Raw genomic sequence first — 22,261 nt, 5'->3', positions numbered from 1 at the left:
TTTAAAAAATATTACATATTTATTGAATAATCTACGAAACGACTTCTTCTAAATTTTTATCAAAAGTACGTTTTCCGAAAATATTTTCTAAGTCATCTTTAAAAATGACTTCTTTTTCGATTAATATATCAGCAAGTTGATTTAGTTTGTCTTTGTTCTCTTCTAAAATATGAATAGCTCTTTGGTATTGACCTTCAATTAATTCTGAGATTTCTTTATCAATAATTTTTGCTGTTTCGTCTGAATATGGTTTTGAGAAATTGTATTCACTTTGACCAGTTGAGTCATAATAAGTAACATTTCCAATTTTATCATTCAGACCATAAATTGTTACCATTGCGCGAGCCTGACGTGTAACTTTTTCTAAATCGCTTAATGCACCAGTCGAAATTCTGTCAAAAGTTACTTTTTCAGCAGCTCTTCCGCCCATAGTAGCACACATTTCGTCTAACATTTGATCAGTTCTAACGATTTGTCTCTCTTCTGGCAAGTACCAAGCAGCTCCTAAGCTTTGTCCACGAGGCACAATAGTTACTTTGATAAGTGGTGCAGCATGCTCTAGCATCCAGCTTACAGTCGCGTGACCAGCTTCGTGAATAGCAATTGCTCTTTTCTCGTCTGGAGTAATAATTTTATTTTTCTTTTCAAGACCACCAATAATTCTATCAACAGCATCTAAGAAATCTTGTCTGTCAACAGCAGTTTTGTTGTTACGGGCAGCTATTAAAGCAGCTTCGTTACAAACGTTTGCAATGTCAGCACCAGAGAATCCAGGAGTTTGTTTTGCTAAGAAATCAAGGTCAAGACCTTCAACTTTTTTGATTGGAGCTAAGTGCACAGCAAATATTTCAGCTCTTTCACGGATATCCGGTAAGTCAACAAAAATTTGTCTGTCAAAACGCCCAGCACGCATTAAAGCTTTGTCAAGAACGTCAGCTCTGTTAGTTGCTGCCAAAACAATTACGTTTGAGTTTGTACCAAAACCATCCATTTCTGTCAATAATTGGTTCAAAGTATTTTCTCTCTCATCGTTTCCGCCAGACATATTGCTTTTTCCTCTTGCTCTACCAACAGCGTCAATCTCGTCGATAAAGATAATAGCAGGAGATTTTTCTTTAGCTTGTTTAAATAAGTCACGTACACGTGATGCACCAACACCTACAAACATCTCTACGAAATCAGAACCTGATAAAGAGAAGAAAGGTACCTGAGCTTCGCCGGCAACAGCTTTTGCAAGTAAAGTTTTTCCAGTTCCCGGAGGTCCAACAAGTAAAGCTCCTTTTGGAATTTTACCTCCTAGGTTTGTATATTTTTCAGGGTTTTTAAGGAATTCTACAATTTCTTGTATTTCTTCTTTAGCACCTTCTAAACCTGCCACATCTTTAAATGTAGTTTTGATGTCAGTTTTCTCGTCGAATAATTTAGCTTTAGATTTTCCAATGTTAAAGATTTGTCCGCCACCGCCACCTGCGCCACCTGACATTTTACGCATAATGAAAATCCATACACCAATAATGATGATGATAGGAAGTAAGCTGATTAAAATATCGCTCCAGTTGTTTTTCTGAAGGAAATTAAAGTCTTTCAGTTTTTTTTCTGTAACTGCTTTTTCCAGTTTTGTTTGAAAGATCTGATCGTTACCAATTTCTAAGGTATAGTGAGGACCTTTATTTGGTCTTTCAAAAATATCTTTAGCCACCTTTTTATTAGCTGGATCTTTAAGAGCAGCTTGCGTTAAATATACTTCAGCTTCAGCTTTGTTATAAACGATTACTTTTTCAATTTGTCCTTTTTCTAATAATACATTGAATTTAGAAGAAGTTAATTGAGCAGGTTCGCTTAAGTTAGATCCACCGGTTGCAAAACTTATAAATAAAAAAACTAGAAGTATTGCGGTATATATTAACCAAGGACTTATTTTAAATTTACTCGGATTTGGATTATTATCTTTAGCCATTAGAAAAAATTTTCTTTAGTATTTGTTTTCGATTGTAGTTATTTTGGCGTCACCCCAAAGGCTTTCGATATTATAGTATTCACGAATGTGTTTTTGGAAAACATGTACAACAATATGCACATAATCCATAAGAACCCATTCCGCGTTATCGGTTCCCTCCACGTGCCAAGGTTTGTCTTTTAAATCTTTAGATACTGTTTTTTGAATTGAACCTACAATGGCGTTAACTTGAGTGTTAGAATTTCCGTTGCAAACAACAAAATAGTCACAAACAGCCGTGTCTATTTCTCTTAAGTCAAGGATACTGATGTCATTACCTTTTACTTCTTCAATTCCTTTGATTATGTTCGCCAATAGAACATCATTATTAATAGTCTTTTTCGCCATGAATTATTTTATATGAATTTGTAAAGTTACCAAATTTTGTGTTTATTTTTGCCCCTTCTACAAAATATTAAATTAAGTTATTTAAATTACTTGAATGAAACTAATCAAACTCGATGCCATAGATTCTACAAATGATTTCCTTAAATCATTGGCAAGCCAAGATGAGCTGGATAATTTTACCGTAGTAACGGCTGAAACTCAGACAAAAGGTAAGGGGCAAATGGGGGCTAAATGGTTATCTGAGTCGGGTAAAAACTTAATTATGAGTGCCTTGGTGAAGGATTTTGTGTTTAGTAATGAGCAGGTTTTTAATCTTAGTATTGTTGTTTCATTAAGCGTAATAGATACCTTAAAATCATTAGAAATTTCTGATTTAACTATAAAATGGCCTAACGACATTATGTCATACAATAAAAAGATTGGTGGCATATTAATCGAAAACACCATCAAAAGTGATGGCAGGATCGTGTCAGTTGTCGGATTAGGCTTAAATGTTAACCAAACAAATTTTGACGAATTGCCCAATGCATCTTCGCTGGCAGTGATTGCGGGTCGTATTTTTGATAAAGATGTTTTGCCGGAGCTGATCGTCGAGAACATGAAAAAGAAAATCAAATTATGGGAAACTAATTCCGAATTTTTTTGGAAAGATTACTTTAATTCATTGTTTCGTAAAGGAATACCAATGCCTTTTAAAAATTTGGATCCTAATACCTCAGGACAAAACTTTATGGGAATCATTCAAGGTGTTTCTGCAGTCGGTAAAATACAGATTTTATTGGAAGATGATTCTGTTTCTGAATTTGATCTTAAGGAAATTCAGATGCTTTATTAAAGGATTCAAAGATTCAGAGAGGCAGAGCTTCAAAGGTTTTGTAGCGCATCTTATTTATTTTTTAATATGTTTTTTGGTACAGATTGAGCAAATTTAAATGAGATTTTAAATTAATCGATATAAATCTGCTCAATCTGCGAAAAACAGATTTTTAAGCTTTTATCATTTTATCCGTTTTTGGTGTAATTTTTCGGTTCCAGTAAATAATATAAATAGTTCCAAAAATAGAAGGCGTTATCCAGGCAATTAAATTTCCAAGTCCAATTCCTGCCACAATAAACGCAGTTACAGAAGCTATTAATGCTCCGCACATTTTGCCAATGTGTTTAAAAAGCCATTTTTTCTTCATTTCCGAAACGTTTTTAAAGAACATAAAGTCTTTTATTGTCATATAAAGTCCAAATCCACCAAAAAAGAGAAATAAAACACCGTTTTGAATGTTGTTTAATTGGCAATAGATTCCAATAGAAATCATTATTGCAGAGAAAAACAATGTACTTCCAGAGATTAATTTGTCTGCGAAATTAGCTTCTGCTTTATGTTTAAATGCTGTGGCTCTGTTGCCCGAAATCACAAGATAAATTGTAAATAATCCAATAAGAAACAAAAAGATATTTTGGTGGTTTGGCATCCAGCAAATAAAGAGCGAAATCAAGCAGCTCGTTAACATGCCGATAGAAAATAGTTTTCCTAATTTTTTGTGTAGTGTATTTCCCTTTTTGACAAGAATACTTCCAATTCCGGTAATAAGTCCAATTCCTCCGAAAAAAGCGTGAATGTAAATTAAAATCTTAATAGCTGGTTCCATTTTGATGTTTGTTCGTTTATGGACCAAACTTAGATTAATGATTTATTTTACTATAATTTATAGTTCTGAACTGTTGTTTTTTTAGGATGAAATGTTTTTTTTTAAGGTTCAGAGAGGCAAAGGTTCTAAGGTTCTAAGGTTTTTTAGTGTAATCTCGCAAAGTCGCAAAGTTTAATTTTCTTAGCGTCTTTTCGAGAAATAAATCTGTTAGAATTTGCTTAAATCTGTAAAATTTGTGGCAAAAAAAAAGCCCGACAAAATCGGACTTTTAATTTATAGTTTACAATTAATAATTCACCATTATTAATTAAAGCTTCGTCATATTAGTTGCCAAAGTTTCGATGAATTTACTAATTGGTCCTTTGATCATCATCGCCATCATAGCGTTGAATTCGCCTTCGAATTGTAGTTGTACAGCACTTTCAGAAGCTGAGATACTATCAATATTCGAAACCAAAGTAAATGGAAGTTTATCACTTGCAGCTCCTAAAACAATTTTGTTTGGCGCTACTTTCTCCTTCATTTTTAGTTTTATTTCCGGCATACCTTTCAATCCAAAAATAAAAGCATCTTCACCAATCACTTCAAATTTAGCGATATTATCAGGCATTAATTTTTCAAAATTCTTAACATCAGTCAATAAATCAAATAAATCTTGAGCTGATTTCTGAACAGTTACTTTTGGACTTTCTAAGTTCATATATTTTTTGTTTAATTTTTTTAATAGTAGGGCTGAATTTAACCGCAAAGAACGCAAGGTTTTTTTATAGGTTTGCTTTCGCTTTATAAACTTTAAGTTTGCAAAGCTTTATCAAATTGTAAATTCCAAATTTCAGAAAAAGAGCGAAGCGATTTTTTCACAAATCTAAAATCTATTCCTCTTCTTTTCCCCAAGTAGATGGACTTTCGTTCCATTCTAACAAAGTCGATTGTTGATCTTCAGTAATATATTGTTTTTGAACCGCTAAATCCAGTAAGTTTTCGTAGTTACTTAGCGTGTACAAATCGATATTAGCATTTTTAAAGTTTTCTTCAGCAACATTAAAACCATAAGTAAAAATCGCTGCCATTCCTTTTATGTTAGCACCTTCGTTACGCAAAGCTTCTACAGCTAATAAACTGCTGTTTCCTGTGCTAATTAAATCTTCAACAACAACAACGTTTTGGCCTTTTTGTAAAAAACCTTCCACTTGATTTTGTCTTCCGTGTTTTTTCGCTTCCGGGCGCACATATACAAAAGGTAATCCAAGGCTTTCGGCAACAAGAATTCCAATTCCAATGGCTCCAGTGGCAACACCAGCGATGACGTCTGGTTTTCCAAACTGTTTTTCAATATTTTTCGCAAACTCATCGCGAACGTAGTTTCGGATGATCGGAAATGAAAGAATTAACCTATTATCACAATAAATAGGCGATTTCCATCCTGAAGCCCATGTAAAAGGATTTTCGGGATTCAATTTAATTGCATTTATTTGCAAAAGCAATTCGGCTGTTTTTTCGGCAGTATCTTTATTAAAAATCATAGTACAAATGTATAAAGTTTTTGTGAACGACAAACCACTTTTTTTGACAAATGAAATCTCAAGAGAGACTAATTTTCAATTATTCTTGTTAGAGAGTATTGATATTGAGCAGCTTATAGTCAAAATTTTTCAAAATAAAATTCAAAAAGCTTATTTATATCATCCTGACGAAAAGGAAATTATGAAAACTCTTAAAGCCAAAATTCCTGTTAATAAGGCTGGCGGAGGTTTTGTTTACAATAAAAAAGGTGAAGTTTTATTTATTTTCAGAAACGGAAAATGGGACTTACCAAAGGGAGGAATCGAGAAAGGCGAAGAAATTGAAGCCACTGCAATGCGCGAAGTCGAAGAAGAAACCGGTGTAAACCAACTTAGAATAACAAAAAAGTTACAAAAAACGTATCATATTTTCAAACGTAACGGAAAATACAAACTCAAAATCACGCATTGGTTCGAAATGCATTCTGATTTTGAAGGAACTCCAAAGGGTCAACTCGAAGAAGGAATCGAAAAAGTTGCCTGGCTAAACCCGGAACAAATCAAAGAAGCCTTAAAAAACTCGTATGAAAACATTAAATTGTTGTTTGAAGAAGAGAAAGAGATTAAGGTTGAGTAAGGATTTGAGGTTTTAAGAGGAAAGAGGAAAGATTTTAGAGAAAAGACTTCGCTTACTGTTTTGTGTTTTTTTTTGGGTTTGGAAACTGTGTAAGATTTTATTTGTATTTTCGTTTGTATATAGATTAACCAACTAAATAAATATTTTATGTCATTTCAAGGATATTTAAAAACGATTAGAGAAAAGACTGGCAATGGTCCTGCTGAATTTAGAGCTTTAGCCGAACAAAAAAGCTTTACACTAGATGGAAAACTCAAGCCTGAAGTGAAAGCGGGAGATATTGTAAATTGGCTTAAAGAAGATTTTGATTTAGGTCAAGGACATGCGATGGCAATTTATGCGTTGCTCAAAGGCATAAAAGATGAGAATAGTCAGTAAGGCTGAAAAATTAAATATTAGAAGAGTTTCCCTTTTGAAAGCACGAATATTCTGTTCGTGATTAAATTTTAGGTTTTATATAATTTTTGTTTTTAATTGTTTATGTATTAAAAATCGTACTTTTGTTTAACAAACAATAAGTAATAGATTGTTCCTGCACAAATCATTTTGATTGTATCGTACATATCAAAATATGTTTTTTATCTATTGCTAATTATTACCCTTAATATTATCTTTGAATTATGAGCACACTTACAAAATCGAACCATATAGGGCGAAAAATTAGCAGAATTCGTGAACTTAGAGACATGAAACAAGAAGCATTGGCACAAGCAATGGGAACCAACCAACAAGCTATATCTGCTCTTGAAAACAGCGAAAACATAAGCGATGAAAAACTTGTTGAAGTAGCAAAAGCTCTGGGAGTAAGTGTTGAAGCTCTTAAAAATTTTTCAGACGAAGCCGCAATTAATTATTTTAATAATTTCGCAGATAGTAGCGCAGGAACATTTAACAATCATTGTACTTTCAATCCATTAGATAAATTAATTGAGGTGTATGAAGAAAATAAAAAACTATACGAACGTTTAGTTCAAGCTGAAAAAGACAAAGTTGAGTTTTTAGAAAAAATAGTAAAGAATAAATAATCGTTATTCTTTCCACAAAAAAAAAGTCTAATGAATTTAATTATTTATTAGGCTTTTTTGATTTTATCTTTTTTGCAAGTGTCCTGCTAATGCCAGCGAAAGATGTGCTAATTTCACGTTATGAAACTTTTAAACTTCTAAAGTTAGAAAATCTTTAAAAGAAGGTCCTAATTCTAGTGCTTCAAATAGTGATTGTTGATCATTTTCATCTTGATAATATTTCTTTTTAGCAAGATTCCTGTTAATAATTAAGTTTATAAGTTGTTGCATATCTATTTGATAAGTAGCTTTGGTTTGAATTAATTTTAAAGGTGCTTTAGAATTGATTTTTAGTTCGTTTATTAATTCATGTAAACTGAAAATAAGTTTTTCTTTATTTGGTTGTGTGTTTAAAAAATTTATTAGACTTAAATAATCTTTTTTAGAAATTTCTGATTTATCTAATGTTTTGCTGTTGCTTGTCGATTTATTATTTATATTTTTAAGATTTTCTATTTGCGAACTTAGAATTTTAATTTCATTAATTGAATTTGATAATTGCTCTGTTAGTATGTTTACTTTTTCGTAACTTTCAATTTCCAATGTAATTTCTCTTTATCTTTTCTATAAAACCATTTTAAACAAGAATTTATTAAGGTATTTAGAACAGTAAAAATTATTAAAAGAGAAACAGAAATTATCAAACAAGTAATAATTCTCGCATAGTAGACCGAACTGTATTGGTTTTTAATAGATTGAATTTTAAGTGATGCAGAACTGTTTTCAAAAAAAAGATAAAATAGTATATCCCAATTATAAAGTACTAATACACAAATATATGTAGAAATAATAGGTACTTTTAGTCTTTCGCTAATTGATTTAGTAATATTTTCAAGTATTTTATCTTCTTCCATTTATTGAGTTTTAATTTATTAAGCTTGATTTCAAATATATAATCTTAAAAATAAATTAAATTACGGGAAACCGTAATTAAGTCAACTTTGTCAAAGTTTAAAATTTTGACAAAGATCTACACGTAAAACTTTGCGATCTTAGCGTTTACTAAACTCAATCAAAAGCAAAAAAAACTTAGCACTCTTTGCGTTAAAAAAAAATGCTGTTTAAAAAAAACTACAACAATCGATAAACAGGATATTGCAAATGCGCCTTTTCATAATAAACTGAATGTTTGTAAATCCAGTTTAATTGCGCGTCAGGATTTTTAGCGAATTCAGAGTCAGATAGTTTTTTAGCTTCTAATTCGGCTTTAAGGCTAGGGTTGTCTTTTAAAAGTTTTGCCGCTGTATCTTCAAAAATATATTCTGAGTAATGTTCTTTTTGTTGTAAAATGGGGTCAAAGAAATTCCAGTTAAAGAACGAATCAACGCCTTCGGGTTCGAAAGCTTCTATGAGATATTTTACGCCTTTTTGGTTTGTTGGAATTAAATAATCCCCTTTAGCGAAAGCCATTTTTACAACTTTAGAACTTATTGTTGTATTGTAGTGTAAATAATGCCCTTCGTAAGCATTTGGAACCGTTTTAAAATCGGCAATTTTATAACTTTCAACTTCTATAATGGTATCGTTTTTAAGTTGAGAATACGAGATATTGTTATTCTTTAAAAGATCAATAATATTCCAATAACCACGCGGAATAATATAAGCACTCGGAATCACAACTTCTTTAGCCGATTTGAATTCTTTTATATACGGAACATCTTTTTTATACGGTTTGTTTCGATCATAATACAAACGATTTCCTGTTGTGGCTTCGCTTTTTTTGTAACCTGCTTCATATCCTAAAAACGAAAATGTGGTAGCTTTTGTGCTGTCTAATTCCCATTTTAGAGTGTATGATTTTTTGGGCTGATATTGCTCTAAATTCTTTATTCTTAAATCTTTTATCTTTTGGTAATTGGCATCGGTAAAATCCAAAGTCGATTTTGTGTATTCGTATGTCATTTTTACACGTTCGGCATATTTTTTCAACATATGTGTTTCAACCACGAATCCAATTGTATTAAAGAGAGAAGTGTAACCCGTTGTATATCTTGGACTATCGACAAATTGCCCAAAACCTTTGTCCGGAGTATCTTTAAAAGAGTCTACATATGGAGTTGTTTCGATTTTCTTTTTCTGTAAATCTTTTACCAAAGCCGGCATCATTTCGTTATTCATAAAATCGCCCAAAACAGTTCCTAACTTATTATGTTGTGTCATAATGTAAGTCAGTTTGTATTGATAATCAGACCCGTTACTTACGTGATTATCAATAAAAACATCGGCATTTATTTTCTGAAAAATCTCTACAAAACCTTTTGTATTTCGAGTGTCCGATTTCATTAAATCGCGGTTTAAATCGTAGTTTCGGGCATTTCCTCTAAAACCATAGATTTCTGGTCCGTCTTGATTGGCGCGAGTTGTAGAATTACGATTTAAAGCGCCTCCAATATTATAAACCGGAATAGTAACTAGAACTGTATTTTTTGGTGCTTTCAATTTGCCAGTGGCTAAATCTCGGTAGAATTGCATTGTTGCATCGATTCCGTCAGGTTCTCCCGCGTGAATTCCGTTATTGATAAAAAGAACCGCTTTTGTTTTCTGGATTTTATCAAAATCGAATTCCTTGTCAGGATTATAAACGACCATATGTAAAGGTTCTCCAGAATCTGTTAAGCCCATTTCTTTAATTTGAATCACCGGAAAGTCATTGGCTAAAAGTTTAAAATAGGTAATAGTTTCCTGGTAGGAAGCAGATTGATTTCCGTTTCCTTTCTCAAAAAAAGTATCGTATTTTTTATTGTTTTGTCCGCAGATAGTTAGTGAAAAGAGTAGAAGTGGCAGAATGAAAAATCTCATGGTTTGGGTTTTAAAACGAGATTCAAATATAATTAAATTTGTTTCAGGTTTCAGGTTGAAGTGCGATTATGGCTTATGGGAATTTTACCGTAAAGAGCGCAAAGTTTTTTGTAATAGATTGTGTTAATAAACGCAAAGTTCGCAAAGCTTTGGGTATAAACTTTGTGAACTTTGCGTAAATCCTTGCGAACTTTGCGGTTAAAAAACTTGAAACAAAGAAAACCTCAAACCTGAAACAACTTTTTTTGACTACTTTTGCAAAATGAATAAAAATCACCATTCCAATAACATACTTTCGAACTTAGGAATTGAGAGCCTAAACGAAATGCAAGAAGTTGCTCAAGATGCAATTTTAAACGATAACAATGTTTTACTGCTTTCTCCAACAGGATCAGGAAAAACATTGGCTTTTTTGTTACCAGTTTTAGAATTATTGCAACCTGAAATTCTTTCGGTTCAATGTTTAATTTTAGTGCCTTCGCGCGAATTAGGTTTGCAAATTGAGCAGGTTTGGAAAAAAATGGGAACGCAATACAAAGTAAATATTTGCTATGGAGGTCACTCAATTGATACTGAAATCAAGAATTTGAGTAATCCGCCGGCAGTTTTAATTGGAACTCCCGGAAGAATTGCAGATCATATCGACAGAGATACTTTTCGCACAGATAAAATTCAGACGTTGATTTTAGATGAATTCGACAAATCGTTGCAATTGGGTTTCCATGAGCAAATGTCTTATATCATTGGAAAGTTGACGAAATTGAACAAACGTGTTTTGGTTTCGGCAACTTCAGATATTGAGATTCCAAGATATACAAGAGTAGTTAATCCGACAGTTTTAGATTTTATTCCGGAGCAAGAAGAGAAAACGAATCTTTCTATGAAAATGGTTGTTTCGCCATCTAAAGACAAATTAGGAAGTTTATTCAATTTGATTTGTTCTTTAAAATCGCAATCGGCTATTATATTTTGTAATCATCGTGATGCGGCTGAGAGAATTAGCGACACGTTAAACGAAAAAGGAATTTACGCTACTTATTATCATGGCGGAATGGATCAGGACGAGCGTGAGCGCGCTTTGATTCAGTTTAGAAACGGAAGTATGAGTTATTTGATTACTACTGATTTAGCTGCCCGTGGATTGGATATTCCTGAAATGAAACACGTTATTCATTATCATTTACCGTTAAAAGAAGATGAATTTACGCATCGTAATGGTCGTACTGCGCGTATGCAGGCTTCTGGAACGGCATATATTATTATTCACGAAAGTGAAAAACAATTGGATTATATCGACTACGGAATGGAGGTTTTAAAAGTTGATAATGCAACTACTTTACCAAAACCACCAGAATACCAAACGATTTATATTAGTGGCGGAAAGAAAACAAAACTTAACAAAATTGATATTGTTGGTTTCTTTTCTCAAAAAGGAAAACTGGAAAAAGGTGATTTAGGTTTGATCGAGGTTAAAGATTTTATTTCGTTTGCTGCTGTAAAATTCAATAAAGTAAAAGATTTACTTATGAATATTAAAGATGAGAAAATGAAAGGCAAGAAATTTAAAATTGAAGTTGCTCGTAAAGTTGTGAAGAAAGAAGAAGAGAAATAGACTTCTTGGTTTCAAGTTTCTGGTTTCATGTTTTTCGTGGTATCGTTCTGTTTTTTATAGAATAACTTTTTGGGTATTGAAAAGTCTTTTGTGTAGTAAAGCTATAATTTGAGTTTGTTTTGGATGTTTCAAAACTTATGAATTCAGATTTGATTTTAAGTATATTTATTGATTTGAATGTTTGTTAATTTATTGGGATACAGTAGATTAATTGATCGTTGTTTTTGGGTTTGGATCGATTTTAATCGCTAACCTTAATTTATTGTTAATAAATTAACGGATAAGGTTTTAATTTATCATATTTTCTGCGTTTCTTGTGCTAGTAAATAATAAACCCCAAATTAATTATGAAAAGAATTTTTACGATTGCTATTTTGTTGTTTAGTTTTGTGTCTTTTGCACAAATTAAAGTTCTTGAAACTGTACCGGTTGAAAAACTAGGAAAAGTGAATAACAATTATATTCAAAAAGTAGGAGATGAATATACTGTTTATTACACCAGTATCCAGAATGATGATGAAACTTCGTCATTAAGAAAGTTTACATTTAAAAATGTAAATGATGATTACACAAGTCTTTACAATATTATTGTAAACGGATTTACTGCAAGTCCTTTGTATGATATTAAATTAGAGTTACCTAATAATTATATTTGGTTGCACTACACAGGAAGTGTTGTTCCGGATAAAGCGACAGTTCAGTTTATGGTTTCTTCAAAAGATGCTTCTTCTGCTACAAGCAGTGTTTCTGAGCCATTTGTAAAAGATCAAATCAATAAGTTATTTCAAAAATAATCTGTTGTTAGACATATTAAAAAAGGCCGTTCGATTGAACGGCCTTTTTTTGTTTCAGGTTTTCTTTGTTTCAGGTTTTCTTTGTTTCAAGTTCCAAATGTAAAACCTTTGAACCTTTGTAACCCTGAACCTTTGTATCTAAAATCTTATATCTTTTTAACGTATTGCGTAATAATTACAATTTGTTGACCGTCTACTTTTCCTTCAATATATTCGGCGTTTTCGTGGTCTAAACGGATGTTACGAACTGCAGTTCCTTGTTTGGCAACCATACTAGATCCTTTTACTTTTAAATCTTTGATTAAAACTACAGAATCTCCGTGTTCTAAAATGACACCATTACTATCTCTGTGAATAATCTTGTTTTCGTCTTCTTCACCTTCGCCTGTTGCTTGCGCCCATGCGAGAGTATCTTCGTCTAAATACATCATATCCAGCAATTCCTGTGGCCAGCCTGCAGCGCGCATACGGCTTAACATTCTCCATGCTACAACTTGTACTGCAACATTTTCATTCCACATACTGTCATTAAGACATCTCCAGTGATTTAAATCGACATTGTCCGGGTTTTCAATTTGGTCAATACAAGTACTACATGCTAAAATGCTTTCATCAAGACCGCCTTTTTGAGTTGGTAATACCTGATATACTTTTAAGTTTTCCTCTGCGCCACAAAGTTCACATTTAGATCCGCTACGTTTGTTTAATTCTCTTTCGATGCTCATTGTTTGATATTTTATTTAAAAATGCGAAATTACTTATAATTTGCTTCGCTGACAAATTTATGTTTTTTGGTGTATTTTATTCTCTTTTTGAGTTTATTTCTTCACTCTAACTGCATCAGGAACCAACATTTCATATTCTCCACCATTTCGTAATACATCACGAACGATACTTGAGCTGATATAAGATGTTTTTGCAGCAGTTAATAAAAATACGGTTTCAATTTTAGAAAGGCGTCTATTGGTATGTGCAATGGCTTTTTCGAATTCGAAATCGGCTGGGTTACGCAAACCTCTTAAAATAAAATGTGCTTTTTGTTTGTGTGCCAAATCGATAGTTAATCCTTCATAAGTGATAACCGAAATTTTTGGTTCGTCTTTGAAAGTTTCTTCGATGAAACGTTTTCTTTCTTCTAAAGAAAACATGTATTTTTTTTCGGCATTGACACCAATTGCAATTACAATTTCGTCAAAAAGAGAAATTCCTCTTTTGATAATGTCTTCGTGACCTAATGTAATTGGGTCAAATGATCCTGGAAATATAGCTTTTTTCATTTTTTTTATTTGAGGTTCAAAGGTTCAAAGGTTCAGAGAGGCAAAGGAGCAAAGGGTTTTCCCCTTATGGCTTTAAACTTTATTTTTTTAGCTTTTTATCATTTCGACGAAGGAGAAATCACATCCAACATTCGACAACAGTGTGTTATCTTCTTGTGTGATCCCTCCTTCGTCGGAATGACAAGATTGTGTGTGTTTTTGCTTTTAATAATTTTTAAAAAAGAAGGTTCTAAAATCTTAGTGCCTTAGCAACTTAGGATCTTAGAACCTTTTTTAGTTAAGCTAGCGCTAGCTCAATTGCATTTGTGAATAAATCTTCTAGAGAAATTCCGGCTGCTTTTGCTTGTTGCGGAATCAAACTTTCTGTTGTTAAGCCTGGAATGGTGTTCATTTCGAGCATATATGGTTCGTTGTCTACGATAATGAATTCGCTTCTTGAGAAACCTTTCATTTTTAAGACTTCGTAAGCGCGTTTTGCAACTTCGCTTACTTTTTGTGTCAGCTCATTTGAGATTCTTGCAGGTGTAATTTCTTGTGATTTTCCTTCGTATTTGGCTTCGTAATCAAAGAAATCATTGTCGGAAACAATTTCGGTAATTGGTAAAACCTTAATTTCGCCTTTGTAATTGATTACTCCAACGGAAACTTCGGTTCCGTCAAGGAAACTTTCAATGATGATTTCGTTGTCTTCTTTATATGCTACTTCAATTGCAATTGGAAGTTCTGCTTCAGATTTTACTTTTGAAATCCCAAAACTTGAACCTGCTTTGTTTGGTTTTACGAAACATGGCAAACCTACTTTTTTTACGATCTCGGCAGTATTGATAATGTCACCTTTATTTAGGTAGTAAGAAATGGCTGTTTTGATTCCGTATGGTTTTAAAACCGATAATAAATCACGTTTGTTAAATGTAAGAGCCGCTTGGTAATAATCGCAAGACGATTGCGGAATTCCTAATAATTCGAAATAAGCCTGCATTAATCCATCTTCGCCCGGAGTTCCGTGAATGGCATTAAAAACGCAGTCAAAGGTGATTTTTTGATCGTTTACAGTTACAGAAAAATCATTTTTATCAATTGTATATTCAGCATTGTTTTCGTCTACATAGACCCATTTTTCTTTAAAAATATGAATACGGAATCCGTTGTATTTTGTTTTGTCAAGATATTGGTGAACGACGTTTCCGCTGATAAGCGAAATCTTGTATTCGCTTGAATATCCGCCCATGATGATGGCTATGTTTTTCATTTTCTATTTGTTTATATTTTGTTTCAAGTTTTCTTTGTTTCAGGTTTCAGCCACTAATCTGTTCTCTTTTTTATCAGACTGAGCGGAGTCGAAGTTTCGCTTGCTGAATCACTTTGCGGGATTTCGACTCCGCTCAGTCTGACAGATTGTAACGAAAATGTTTTTATGAAACCTGAAGTCCTAGCCCTGATGGGAGCGGCATCCTTTTTGTTTTTTCTTTAAAAATAAAAAGATACAGCAGACAGCAGGAAATAGCTCCTGATAATAACGTGTATTATTAGCTTTCTTCTTTAAAACAAAATTATCATTTTTTTTGAAACGAAATAGCTTTATCTTTGCCACTAATAAAAATAAATTTATGAGTTTACGTCAGTATTTAACAAGCCGAGTTTTTTTCGTGCAAGTATTAATTGCGGCAGCTATTATTGCTGTTTTAGGTTATTTATTTATGCATTGGTTGACTTTTACAACTGATCACGGTCATGAAATTGCTGTTCCGAATTTATCTAAATTAACTGAAGAGCAGGTTGAAGCAAAATTAGACGAATTAGATTTGGACTACGTGCTTCTTGATAGTGTTGATTATCGAAGTGAATTCCCAAAATATAGCGTTGTTGAGCAGGATCCGTTGCCTGGAACAAAGGTTAAAGTTGGAAGAAAAATATATATTAAAATTAATTCTTCAGGGTTTTCGTCTGTTCGAATTCCTGATTTAATTGAAAAAACGTATCGTGAAGCGGTTCCGACTTTGAAAGCTTTAGGGCTTGAGGCCGGAACGATTACTTACATTCCGAATCTTGGAAAAGATATGGTTTTGGAGATGCGTTATAAAGGTAGAAATTTAAAAGTAGGAGATCGAGTGCTGAAAGCTTCTAAAATTGATTTGGTTTTAGGAGACGGAAAAGCAACTTATGAAGATGAAGGGCAAGCTGCCGATAGTACAGCTGCGCCAACTACTGAAACCCCAAAAGATGAACAATAATATTGAAAATTTAGATCTGGAAGACGAGTTATTCGAACATTTTAGATTTGAAGTCCCTAAAGGTCAGGCGTTTTTACGCATTGACAAGTATTTAATGAATTTGATTCAGAATGCGACTCGAAATAAAATTCAGAACGCAGCTACTGAAGGAAACATTTTTGTAAATGATATTCCGGTAAAATCAAATTATAAAGTAAAACCGTTCGATGTTGTAACGGTTATGTTAACGCATCCGCCGTTTGAAAACCATATTTTGCCGGAAGATCTTCCGTTGAATATTGTCTATGAAGACGATGCTTTGTTGTTGATTAACAAAGAGCCGGGAATGGTTGTACATCCTGGTCACGGAAATTACACCGGAACTCTTGTAAATGCTTTGGCACATCATTTTGATAATTTGCCAATGAATAGCAGCGAGCGTCCAGGTTTGGTTCACCGAATTGATAAGGATACGTCCGGACTTTTGGTGGTAGCTAAAACTGAGGCTGCAATGACGCATTTGGCGAAACAATTTGAAGCTAAAACTTCTGAACGTGAGTATATTGCTCTTGTTTGGGGAAATGTTGCTGAAGAGGCCGGAACAATCGAAGGAAATCTTGCCAGACACTTAAAAGACCGCATGCAAATGGCTGTTTTTGCTGATCCTGAAATAGGAAAACCTGCAATTACACATTATAAAGTACTGGAGCGTTTTGGATATGTGACTTTGATTTCCTGCAGATTAGAAACAGGAAGAACACACCAGATTCGTGCGCACTTGAAACATATTGGACATCCATTATTTAATGACGAACGTTATGGCGGACATTTGATTTTGAAAGGTACTACGTTTACGAAATACAAACAGTTTATTGAGAATTGTTTTAAAGCGTTACCACGTCAGGCTTTGCATGCTAAAACTCTTGGTTTTGTGCATCCAACAACGGGCGAAATGATGCGCTTTGATACTGAATTACCTCAGGATTTTAAGGATTGTATCGAGAAATGGCGCAATTATGTAAAATCACATAATACTGAAGAAGAAGAAGGTTAATTAGATAATTTGTCAATTTGAAAATTAGATAATTTTTGAAATAGAAAAAGCTCCTGATGGAGCTTTTTTTGGTTTAAAATTAAGTGTATTGTACTTATTTTTTAAATCGATTTAATTGTTAAGTCGGTTATTTTGACTTCGCCGTTGGTTAAGAATCCCAGTTTTCCTTTTTGGCTCAAATTGCTTTTTTCGAGAGAACATTCTAAGAAAATGACATTATCGACGGCGAAATATAATTGATTGTTTGAAACTCTAATTTTGACTAAATACCATTTGTTATTTTCTAGTTTCATTGGTTTTTTAAACAATGTCGGTCCGCCGCGTTTGCCGTATTCGTCGCTGTTTTTATTGTAAACACCTTTGCCAATAACAATATTTTGATCTATTTGATAGAGATATGTTCTAATGTAATTTTCTTTATCAATATTAAGCATAACCTCAAACAAAGACTCTTTGGTCATGTTTACTTTAAAGTCGATTTCGTAGTTTTTTGGCAGTTGCTTTTTAGATTCAATAACTCCCCAATGCATTGGACCTCCGTTTCCTGTTAAAGTATCTTTTTTTAGCAGCCATTCTTTGGTATTAAAATTCCAGCCTTTTTTTAGTGGGGCAGTCTGAGTAATCTTGTACGCCTTTTTTGTTGTTGAAATTGTGTTTGAACACGAAATCAGTATTGCGGACAATAGTAATAATGCAATATATTTAATTCTCATTTTTGTTTTTTAGTTTAACTCTGAGTGGTATTTTATTTTACCAATTGAGCCTGTTGGATTTGGTAAAAGCTCAAATACTGAAGTAGGAGCGAGGCCAGATTCTATGCGATGTGACACGTATAAAATACTAACATTTGTTTCTTGTTTTATGGTATTGATCAACTGAATTACCAAATCGACATTTTCATCGTCTAAACCTTCCACGGGCTCATCAAGAATTAATAATGGCGGATGCTTTAATACTGCACGGGTAATTAATGCGACTCTTTGTTGACCGATTGAAAGGTCGATAAAACGTTTTTTTCGTAAATGACTCATTTCTATTACCTCAAGCCATTGTGTTACAGTTTGCTTTTGTAAAGTAGTTGGTTCAATATACAAGCCAATTGAATCGAAAAATCCCGAAAGAATCATTTCTTCTAAAGTATGTCCTTTTTGAAACAAATCTGTCATTGAAGTCGTGAAGATTCCGATTTGTTTTTTGATATCCCAAACGCTTTCTCCACTTCCTTTTTTTCTTCCAAATAAATATAAATCCTGACCAAATCCTTTTGGATTATCTCCCGTAATCAATGATAAAATAGTGCTTTTTCCGGAACCATTTGGTCCAATTAACTGCCAAAATTCACCTTGTTTTATGGTCCATGAAATGTTATCGATGATTTTTCTTTCGTCATAACTCACAGAAACATTTTCCATTTTGATTAATACACTTTCGTGGAAGGAATGTGGTTCAATCGCTTTTGGAATATTCGATGTATTTAAAGTCTTAAAATGATTTTCGGTTTTTGAAATCGGATGTAGTTCGAAAGTATTGTCTTTGATTTGGGCTTTATTCGGAACAAAATCTAAAACATCAACTACACGATTTACAAGTTGAATGATTGCAATCGTGTCTGTAAGTTTTTCTAATGAATTTGCTAAAACAACTCGCGAAGCCAGATCCAAATGATCGAAAGGATTATCAAAAATGATGAAATCCGGTTTTTGATTGATGCAGTATTTTAAGAACTCTTTTTTGCGCTCGCCTGATGAAAAAGTTCTCAATTGTCTGTGTGACTCGGGAGAAGCTTCTACGCTGTCATATTGATATTCTTTTTCGATGAATTTCTCAATGGCGATGTCTGAAAACAGAATTCCTTTTTGGTTGTTAAAACCGGCTAATTCTCCTTTTGCTTCTCCAGAAAGTAAAGTGTCTATAAAAGCTTTTTTATTTACCTGATTTGATAAAAGTATATCCCAATGCTGCATTTTGTGTTTTATTTTAAGCTGTTGTATTTATTCTTAACACATAGAATCATAGTTTTTGTAAATTTAAATAGGCGTTTCACTTATTTAAATGAACATAGCTATGTGTTAGAAACATGTTTCCTTTTACATTCTTTTTTAGATACATAAAAATGGTGTTTCTATGCGTTAAATTTTTATTGAAGCACTTAATGTTATTATTTTATTTCTTTTGTTGCCATTTCGCGATCGTTTCTGGACCATTCGCTCCAGGATCCGACGTATAGTTTTGGAATTGCAATTCCGGCATAATCCATTGCCAGCAAAGTGTGACAAGCTGTAACGCCTGAACCACAATGTACAATAACATTTTCGGGATTTTTATTTCCTATAATTTCCGAATATTTTTGCTTTAATTCTTCTGCAGATTTGTAATATCCATCTTCGTTTAAATTTTCACTAAACGGAACATTTATCGCTCCCGGTATATGTCCTGCAATTAAATCAAGCGGTTCAGTTAAGCCATCGAAACGATTTTTATCTCTAACATCTATTACAATATTCTGGTCATTATTTCGAGTTTTTTCGACTTCATCGATATTTGCCCGAGACAATTTCCATTTTGAGATTGGATAGTTTTGAGTTGGTTCGAAATGTTCAATTTCTGAATTTAACGGAAAGCCTATTTTTATAGCGGCTTGGATACCTCCGTTTAAAACCTGTACTTTTTCATGTCCAATAGCTCTTAACATCCACCAGAATCTGGCTGCGGCATTTGATCCGTTTTTATCGTCGTAAATGATAATATGACTTGAAGGTGAAATCCCGAGTTTTGAAAGTACTTCAGAAAACTTTTCGACCGAAGGTAAAGGATGTCTTCCACCATTTGCAGGATCAGATGCAGCAGTTGCTAAATCCCGATTTAAATCAACGTAACGAGCATTTTTAAGATGTTCATTTCTATAATTCTCTTCTGCATTGATTCCGGCTCTGGCATCAATCAAAACAAATTCTTTAGCCTCGTTAAGTTTTAATAATTCGTCCGGATTTATAATTGGTGAAAGTTTATTTGACATCTTGATTATAGTTTTTTATTTAAACATCGTTAATCGGCGAAAGCCTGACCATAAAAAATTAAAAAAGTATTGCTTGTTTTGTCGTATCGCAAGCATTCCCAATTGTTGTAAACGGCACTTGTAGGAATGCAAAGTGTATTTGCCAGATTTGTTTTTGATACATTTCGTGCAAAACAACCATCTTTTAATATAAAATTTTCATCTTTGGAGATATCAGTAATTTTAATAGATGGATATTCAAAAAAAGATTCAGTGCTTTTTTCGAGATAATCTTCGTTACTAACTAAAAATTCATTTGCAAATTGATAGTCTAATGTTCCAAAAGAATAGAAATTACAATTTGCATTTTTTAGGCCGTTTATGACTTTTATATCTTTAAATAATTCAGCATACTTTGCCGTTTTTCCGTTATAGAGCAAAATTGAAGTTCTAACTTTTTTTGTGTCATAAACTATAAAAGCAAAGTCATTGCTGTTTTCCTGAAAAAGATTTCCTTTGGCAACAGAAAGTAATTCGTAATTTGGATTTGTTTTGAAAAAAGATTGTTGCTCGTCGGTTACTTTTTGAATCAATTTATTATGAATATCTAAAAACACCTTTTTTTCTGAAAGTTGTTTTAAGCTTTCCTTTTGTCTATTAATCTGATCGGCATTTTCAGGATTATCAAACGTAGAAATTTGATAGTTTATGGTGTCAGATTCACTTTTTGTAGTAGTAATTGTTTTTGTCGATGTCTCTTTTTGAACGCTATCTACCTTATTTATTTGACTATCTTTTGGTTTTTGGTTGCAGGCAACTAATACTGTAAAAAGTAATAAAATGAATGTTTTTTGCACAATAAATATTTTTAGAATCAAATAATTATGTTTGCTCTTATTAAAATTATTTTATAAAAAATTAACCTGGAATTTTCTCGATCAATATTTCATTATCGTCTTTGTCGTAGTATGTACAAGTCATTTCGATAATATCAACTCTCCATTTTGCGATTCCACATTGTGCAGCATGATTGCAAAAAGTCAAATAATCAGTTTGACCATCCTGATGCATTACTAAAAATTCAATAAAACGCTCTTTATTAGCAACAGGTGCTACTTGAATTTCTGAATATTTTTCGTCTGATGAAACTTTGTAATTATTTACGCCGTAATACTCTACATTTCCATTATTTACATAGGTATCATAACCTTTTACTCCCATAATAATCAGGTCTTGTATATAATTAGGAAAATCAGCACCGGTTTGTACTTTGGCATGTGCCTCTTTTATTTGTTCGATTGTAAACATATAATTTGTTTTAGGTTTGAAAAGGTTTTCTAATATAGAAAAATTTAAGAGCTATAAAATTACCGTTAAGGATTCTGAAATACAAAAATTATAGCCTTAAAGTTATCAGAAAATAAAATGGATGTGTAAGATATGAAATCCTGTTTTATTTTGTATTGATTTTAGAAATCTTCTTTCAATATATCCTTGAAATAAAAACATTTTTAAGTGTTTGATTATGAAAATATTGCACTTTAACGAGTAATGCGGTACTTCAAAGAACTTCTCTTATTAACAAGAAAATTGTCTGTAAATTCGAGATTCAAAGTTGTTCTTTAAAACTTACATTATGAAAAAAACTATACTTTTACTCTTATTCGCCTTTCCTGTATTTGCTCAAGAAATCAATACTTTTGATTTTGCAGTTATAAATTCGACTTTAATTTCACCAAATATTGACCTTGATAAAGGACGGAGCGTTGTTGCGGCAAATAAAGATCAATATTCGACCTATTTTCAATATGCTTTAGACATGTGTGATGAGGATATCATTTTTGGCGCCGGAATCGACAAGTCTGAAATCGATCGTACTTACATTGGTTACATCGGTAAAATATGCGAAAATTTTAGAGCTACAATTGCGGTTGGTTATGTTGATTCACGAAGCGATTATCAAGGAACTTTTACCGGATTTAGTGTTTCGTATCATTTTGCCGAAAATACTTTTGTTGGCGGAAGTTTAGAAAATTTACATTCGACAAGTGTTGATTATGAAACGGACGAAAGTTTTGATTACTATAAAAAGCTGGTTCCGAAGATTTTTGCGAGTTATGAAATTATTCCAAACATTATTGCTTTTGGGCAATTAAGCAGTAGGGTTAATGACATTGCATTAAAATATCAAATTGAACGCTTTTCAGCCGGAGGTTTTTTTTCCGGACATGGAGTAGGAGGCATTTTCGGAACTGTTAATGTGGGGCGTTTTGCTATTTCTTGCAGTACAACTTTTGAAAGAGTAAACTTTGGATTGAAGTTTCAGTAAT

24 protein-coding genes are annotated in these 22,261 nt (G+C 32.8%); 9 read left to right on the top strand and 15 right to left on the bottom strand.

The window, feature by feature from the left end:
- Nucleotides 1-31: 31 nt before the first annotated feature.
- Both ftsH and rsfS read right to left on the bottom strand, forming a co-directional pair.
- Nucleotides 32-1,957 carry an ATP-dependent zinc metalloprotease FtsH gene (ftsH, locus tag ACHRVZ_RS02980; protein WP_395420698.1) on the bottom strand — a complete coding sequence of 642 codons (1,926 nt, stop codon included), beginning with the start codon at nt 1,955-1,957 and terminating at the stop codon, nt 32-34.
- Nucleotides 1,958-1,972: 15 nt separating this feature from the next.
- Nucleotides 1,973-2,344: a ribosome silencing factor gene (rsfS, locus tag ACHRVZ_RS02975; RefSeq protein ID WP_041517869.1), complete on the bottom strand. Its 372-nt coding sequence runs from the start codon at nt 2,342-2,344 to the stop codon at nt 1,973-1,975.
- Nucleotides 2,345-2,438: 94 nt separating this feature from the next.
- On the opposite strand from rsfS, the gene ACHRVZ_RS02970 reads away from it, so the two are divergent.
- Nucleotides 2,439-3,179 carry a biotin--[acetyl-CoA-carboxylase] ligase gene (locus tag ACHRVZ_RS02970; protein ID WP_395420697.1) on the top strand — a complete coding sequence of 247 codons (741 nt, stop codon included), beginning with the start codon at nt 2,439-2,441 and terminating at the stop codon, nt 3,177-3,179.
- 151 nt (nt 3,180-3,330) lie between these two features.
- Here ACHRVZ_RS02970 and ACHRVZ_RS02965 read toward each other — a convergent pair whose 3' ends face one another.
- The 3 genes from ACHRVZ_RS02965 to pyrE form a co-directional block, all read right to left on the bottom strand.
- Complete coding sequence (locus ACHRVZ_RS02965; protein ID WP_395420696.1) at nt 3,331-3,987, bottom strand: hypothetical protein; 657 nt, start codon at nt 3,985-3,987, stop codon at nt 3,331-3,333.
- Nucleotides 3,988-4,294: 307 nt separating this feature from the next.
- Entirely contained in the window at nt 4,295-4,687 is a 393-nt protein-coding gene (locus ACHRVZ_RS02960; protein ID WP_395420695.1) for an SRPBCC family protein, read from the bottom strand.
- A 172-nt stretch (nt 4,688-4,859) separates the two neighbouring features.
- Nucleotides 4,860-5,510, bottom strand: a complete 651-nt coding sequence (pyrE, locus tag ACHRVZ_RS02955) for an orotate phosphoribosyltransferase (RefSeq protein ID WP_395420694.1) — start codon at nt 5,508-5,510, stop codon at nt 4,860-4,862.
- A 7-nt stretch (nt 5,511-5,517) separates the two neighbouring features.
- Between pyrE and ACHRVZ_RS02950 the strand changes: the two genes are divergently transcribed.
- The 3 genes from ACHRVZ_RS02950 (at nt 5,518) to ACHRVZ_RS02940 (ending at nt 7,151) form a co-directional block, all read left to right on the top strand.
- The gene (locus ACHRVZ_RS02950; RefSeq protein ID WP_395420693.1) at nt 5,518-6,126 is read left to right on the top strand and encodes an NUDIX hydrolase; all 609 of its coding nucleotides are present in this window, start codon (nt 5,518-5,520) and stop codon (nt 6,124-6,126) included.
- Nucleotides 6,127-6,273: 147 nt separating this feature from the next.
- On the top strand, nt 6,274-6,504 hold the full coding sequence (locus ACHRVZ_RS02945) for a DUF4287 domain-containing protein (RefSeq protein WP_395420692.1): 231 nt from the start codon (nt 6,274-6,276) through the stop codon (nt 6,502-6,504).
- 242 nt (nt 6,505-6,746) lie between these two features.
- A complete protein-coding gene (locus ACHRVZ_RS02940; protein WP_395420691.1) occupies nt 6,747-7,151 on the top strand; it encodes a helix-turn-helix domain-containing protein in 405 nt (134 codons plus the stop codon).
- Between the two features lie 129 nt (nt 7,152-7,280).
- Here the strand turns inward: ACHRVZ_RS02940 and ACHRVZ_RS02935 are convergent, their stop codons facing one another.
- Together ACHRVZ_RS02935 and ACHRVZ_RS02930 are read right to left on the bottom strand one after the other, a co-directional pair.
- Complete coding sequence (locus ACHRVZ_RS02935; RefSeq protein WP_395420690.1) at nt 7,281-7,733, bottom strand: hypothetical protein; 453 nt, start codon at nt 7,731-7,733, stop codon at nt 7,281-7,283.
- A gap of 528 nt (nt 7,734-8,261) precedes the next feature.
- Nucleotides 8,262-9,989, bottom strand: a complete 1,728-nt coding sequence (locus ACHRVZ_RS02930; RefSeq protein ID WP_395420689.1) for a M14 family metallopeptidase — start codon at nt 9,987-9,989, stop codon at nt 8,262-8,264.
- A 262-nt stretch (nt 9,990-10,251) separates the two neighbouring features.
- On the opposite strand from ACHRVZ_RS02930, the gene ACHRVZ_RS02925 reads away from it, so the two are divergent.
- Together ACHRVZ_RS02925 and ACHRVZ_RS02920 are read left to right on the top strand one after the other, a co-directional pair.
- A complete protein-coding gene (locus ACHRVZ_RS02925; RefSeq protein ID WP_395420688.1) occupies nt 10,252-11,601 on the top strand; it encodes a DEAD/DEAH box helicase in 1,350 nt (449 codons plus the stop codon).
- 347 nt (nt 11,602-11,948) lie between these two features.
- Nucleotides 11,949-12,395 (top strand): hypothetical protein, encoded by a 447-nt coding sequence (locus tag ACHRVZ_RS02920; RefSeq protein WP_395420687.1) that lies wholly within the window; start codon nt 11,949-11,951, stop codon nt 12,393-12,395.
- Between the two features lie 146 nt (nt 12,396-12,541).
- On the opposite strand, the gene ACHRVZ_RS02915 is transcribed toward ACHRVZ_RS02920, so the two are convergent.
- The 3 genes from ACHRVZ_RS02915 to ACHRVZ_RS02905 all read right to left on the bottom strand — a co-directional run bounded on the left by ACHRVZ_RS02915 (nt 12,542) and on the right by ACHRVZ_RS02905 (nt 14,921).
- On the bottom strand, nt 12,542-13,120 hold the full coding sequence (locus tag ACHRVZ_RS02915) for a PhnA domain-containing protein (RefSeq protein WP_395420686.1): 579 nt from the start codon (nt 13,118-13,120) through the stop codon (nt 12,542-12,544).
- Nucleotides 13,121-13,213: 93 nt separating this feature from the next.
- Nucleotides 13,214-13,672 carry a pantetheine-phosphate adenylyltransferase gene (gene coaD, locus ACHRVZ_RS02910; protein ID WP_395420685.1) on the bottom strand — a complete coding sequence of 153 codons (459 nt, stop codon included), beginning with the start codon at nt 13,670-13,672 and terminating at the stop codon, nt 13,214-13,216.
- Between the two features lie 277 nt (nt 13,673-13,949).
- Nucleotides 13,950-14,921, bottom strand: a complete 972-nt coding sequence (locus ACHRVZ_RS02905; protein WP_395420684.1) for a D-alanine--D-alanine ligase — start codon at nt 14,919-14,921, stop codon at nt 13,950-13,952.
- Nucleotides 14,922-15,279: 358 nt separating this feature from the next.
- Between ACHRVZ_RS02905 and ACHRVZ_RS02900 the strand changes: the two genes are divergently transcribed.
- Both ACHRVZ_RS02900 and ACHRVZ_RS02895 read left to right on the top strand, forming a co-directional pair.
- The gene (locus ACHRVZ_RS02900; protein ID WP_395420683.1) at nt 15,280-15,903 is read left to right on the top strand and encodes a PASTA domain-containing protein; all 624 of its coding nucleotides are present in this window, start codon (nt 15,280-15,282) and stop codon (nt 15,901-15,903) included.
- Nucleotides 15,893-16,936 (top strand): RluA family pseudouridine synthase, encoded by a 1,044-nt coding sequence (locus tag ACHRVZ_RS02895; protein WP_395420682.1) that lies wholly within the window; start codon nt 15,893-15,895, stop codon nt 16,934-16,936. Before ACHRVZ_RS02900 ends, ACHRVZ_RS02895 begins: the two co-directional genes overlap by 11 nt.
- Before the next feature lie 101 nt (nt 16,937-17,037).
- On the opposite strand, the gene ACHRVZ_RS02890 is transcribed toward ACHRVZ_RS02895, so the two are convergent.
- From ACHRVZ_RS02890 to ACHRVZ_RS02870, 5 genes are all read right to left on the bottom strand, one after another.
- Nucleotides 17,038-17,649 carry a hypothetical protein gene (locus ACHRVZ_RS02890; RefSeq protein WP_395420681.1) on the bottom strand — a complete coding sequence of 204 codons (612 nt, stop codon included), beginning with the start codon at nt 17,647-17,649 and terminating at the stop codon, nt 17,038-17,040.
- 9 nt (nt 17,650-17,658) lie between these two features.
- On the bottom strand, nt 17,659-18,900 hold the full coding sequence (locus ACHRVZ_RS02885; RefSeq protein WP_395420680.1) for an ATP-binding cassette domain-containing protein: 1,242 nt from the start codon (nt 18,898-18,900) through the stop codon (nt 17,659-17,661).
- Between the two features lie 194 nt (nt 18,901-19,094).
- Nucleotides 19,095-19,952: a sulfurtransferase gene (locus ACHRVZ_RS02880; protein ID WP_395420679.1), complete on the bottom strand. Its 858-nt coding sequence runs from the start codon at nt 19,950-19,952 to the stop codon at nt 19,095-19,097.
- A gap of 29 nt (nt 19,953-19,981) precedes the next feature.
- Complete coding sequence (locus ACHRVZ_RS02875; RefSeq protein WP_395420678.1) at nt 19,982-20,788, bottom strand: hypothetical protein; 807 nt, start codon at nt 20,786-20,788, stop codon at nt 19,982-19,984.
- Between the two features lie 61 nt (nt 20,789-20,849).
- Nucleotides 20,850-21,239, bottom strand: a complete 390-nt coding sequence (locus tag ACHRVZ_RS02870) for a DUF1398 domain-containing protein (protein ID WP_395420677.1) — start codon at nt 21,237-21,239, stop codon at nt 20,850-20,852.
- Between the two features lie 328 nt (nt 21,240-21,567).
- On the opposite strand from ACHRVZ_RS02870, the gene ACHRVZ_RS02865 reads away from it, so the two are divergent.
- Nucleotides 21,568-22,260 carry a hypothetical protein gene (locus ACHRVZ_RS02865; protein WP_395420676.1) on the top strand — a complete coding sequence of 231 codons (693 nt, stop codon included), beginning with the start codon at nt 21,568-21,570 and terminating at the stop codon, nt 22,258-22,260.
- Nucleotide 22,261: the final 1 nt, after the last annotated feature.

Source organism: Flavobacterium sp. FlaQc-57 (assembly GCF_044007395.1).
Taxonomy (GTDB): Bacteria; Bacteroidota; Bacteroidia; order Flavobacteriales; family Flavobacteriaceae; genus Flavobacterium.
This window is presented reverse-complemented; position numbering and strand designations above follow the sequence as displayed.

Bases quoted from the DNA above. Each gene is read 5' to 3' on its own strand.
- ftsH (WP_395420698.1), bottom strand. From the start codon at position 1,957: ATGGCTAAAGATAATAATCCAAATCCGAGTAAATTTAAAATAAGTCCT.
- rsfS (WP_041517869.1), bottom strand. From the start codon at position 2,344: ATGGCGAAAAAGACTATTAATAATGATGTTCTATTGGCGAACATAATC.
- ACHRVZ_RS02970 (WP_395420697.1), top strand. From the start codon at position 2,439: ATGAAACTAATCAAACTCGATGCCATAGATTCTACAAATGATTTCCTT.
- ACHRVZ_RS02965 (WP_395420696.1), bottom strand. From the start codon at position 3,987: ATGGAACCAGCTATTAAGATTTTAATTTACATTCACGCTTTTTTCGGA.
- ACHRVZ_RS02960 (WP_395420695.1), bottom strand. From the start codon at position 4,687: ATGAACTTAGAAAGTCCAAAAGTAACTGTTCAGAAATCAGCTCAAGAT.
- pyrE (WP_395420694.1), bottom strand. From the start codon at position 5,510: ATGATTTTTAATAAAGATACTGCCGAAAAAACAGCCGAATTGCTTTTG.
- ACHRVZ_RS02950 (WP_395420693.1), top strand. From the start codon at position 5,518: ATGTATAAAGTTTTTGTGAACGACAAACCACTTTTTTTGACAAATGAA.
- ACHRVZ_RS02945 (WP_395420692.1), top strand. From the start codon at position 6,274: ATGTCATTTCAAGGATATTTAAAAACGATTAGAGAAAAGACTGGCAAT.
- ACHRVZ_RS02940 (WP_395420691.1), top strand. From the start codon at position 6,747: ATGAGCACACTTACAAAATCGAACCATATAGGGCGAAAAATTAGCAGA.
- ACHRVZ_RS02930 (WP_395420689.1), bottom strand. From the start codon at position 9,989: ATGAGATTTTTCATTCTGCCACTTCTACTCTTTTCACTAACTATCTGC.
- ACHRVZ_RS02925 (WP_395420688.1), top strand. From the start codon at position 10,252: ATGAATAAAAATCACCATTCCAATAACATACTTTCGAACTTAGGAATT.
- ACHRVZ_RS02920 (WP_395420687.1), top strand. From the start codon at position 11,949: ATGAAAAGAATTTTTACGATTGCTATTTTGTTGTTTAGTTTTGTGTCT.
- ACHRVZ_RS02915 (WP_395420686.1), bottom strand. From the start codon at position 13,120: ATGAGCATCGAAAGAGAATTAAACAAACGTAGCGGATCTAAATGTGAA.
- coaD (WP_395420685.1), bottom strand. From the start codon at position 13,672: ATGAAAAAAGCTATATTTCCAGGATCATTTGACCCAATTACATTAGGT.
- ACHRVZ_RS02905 (WP_395420684.1), bottom strand. From the start codon at position 14,921: ATGAAAAACATAGCCATCATCATGGGCGGATATTCAAGCGAATACAAG.
- ACHRVZ_RS02900 (WP_395420683.1), top strand. From the start codon at position 15,280: ATGAGTTTACGTCAGTATTTAACAAGCCGAGTTTTTTTCGTGCAAGTA.
- ACHRVZ_RS02895 (WP_395420682.1), top strand. From the start codon at position 15,893: ATGAACAATAATATTGAAAATTTAGATCTGGAAGACGAGTTATTCGAA.
- ACHRVZ_RS02890 (WP_395420681.1), bottom strand. From the start codon at position 17,649: ATGAGAATTAAATATATTGCATTATTACTATTGTCCGCAATACTGATT.
- ACHRVZ_RS02885 (WP_395420680.1), bottom strand. From the start codon at position 18,900: ATGCAGCATTGGGATATACTTTTATCAAATCAGGTAAATAAAAAAGCT.
- ACHRVZ_RS02880 (WP_395420679.1), bottom strand. From the start codon at position 19,952: ATGTCAAATAAACTTTCACCAATTATAAATCCGGACGAATTATTAAAA.
- ACHRVZ_RS02870 (WP_395420677.1), bottom strand. From the start codon at position 21,239: ATGTTTACAATCGAACAAATAAAAGAGGCACATGCCAAAGTACAAACC.
- ACHRVZ_RS02865 (WP_395420676.1), top strand. From the start codon at position 21,568: ATGAAAAAAACTATACTTTTACTCTTATTCGCCTTTCCTGTATTTGCT.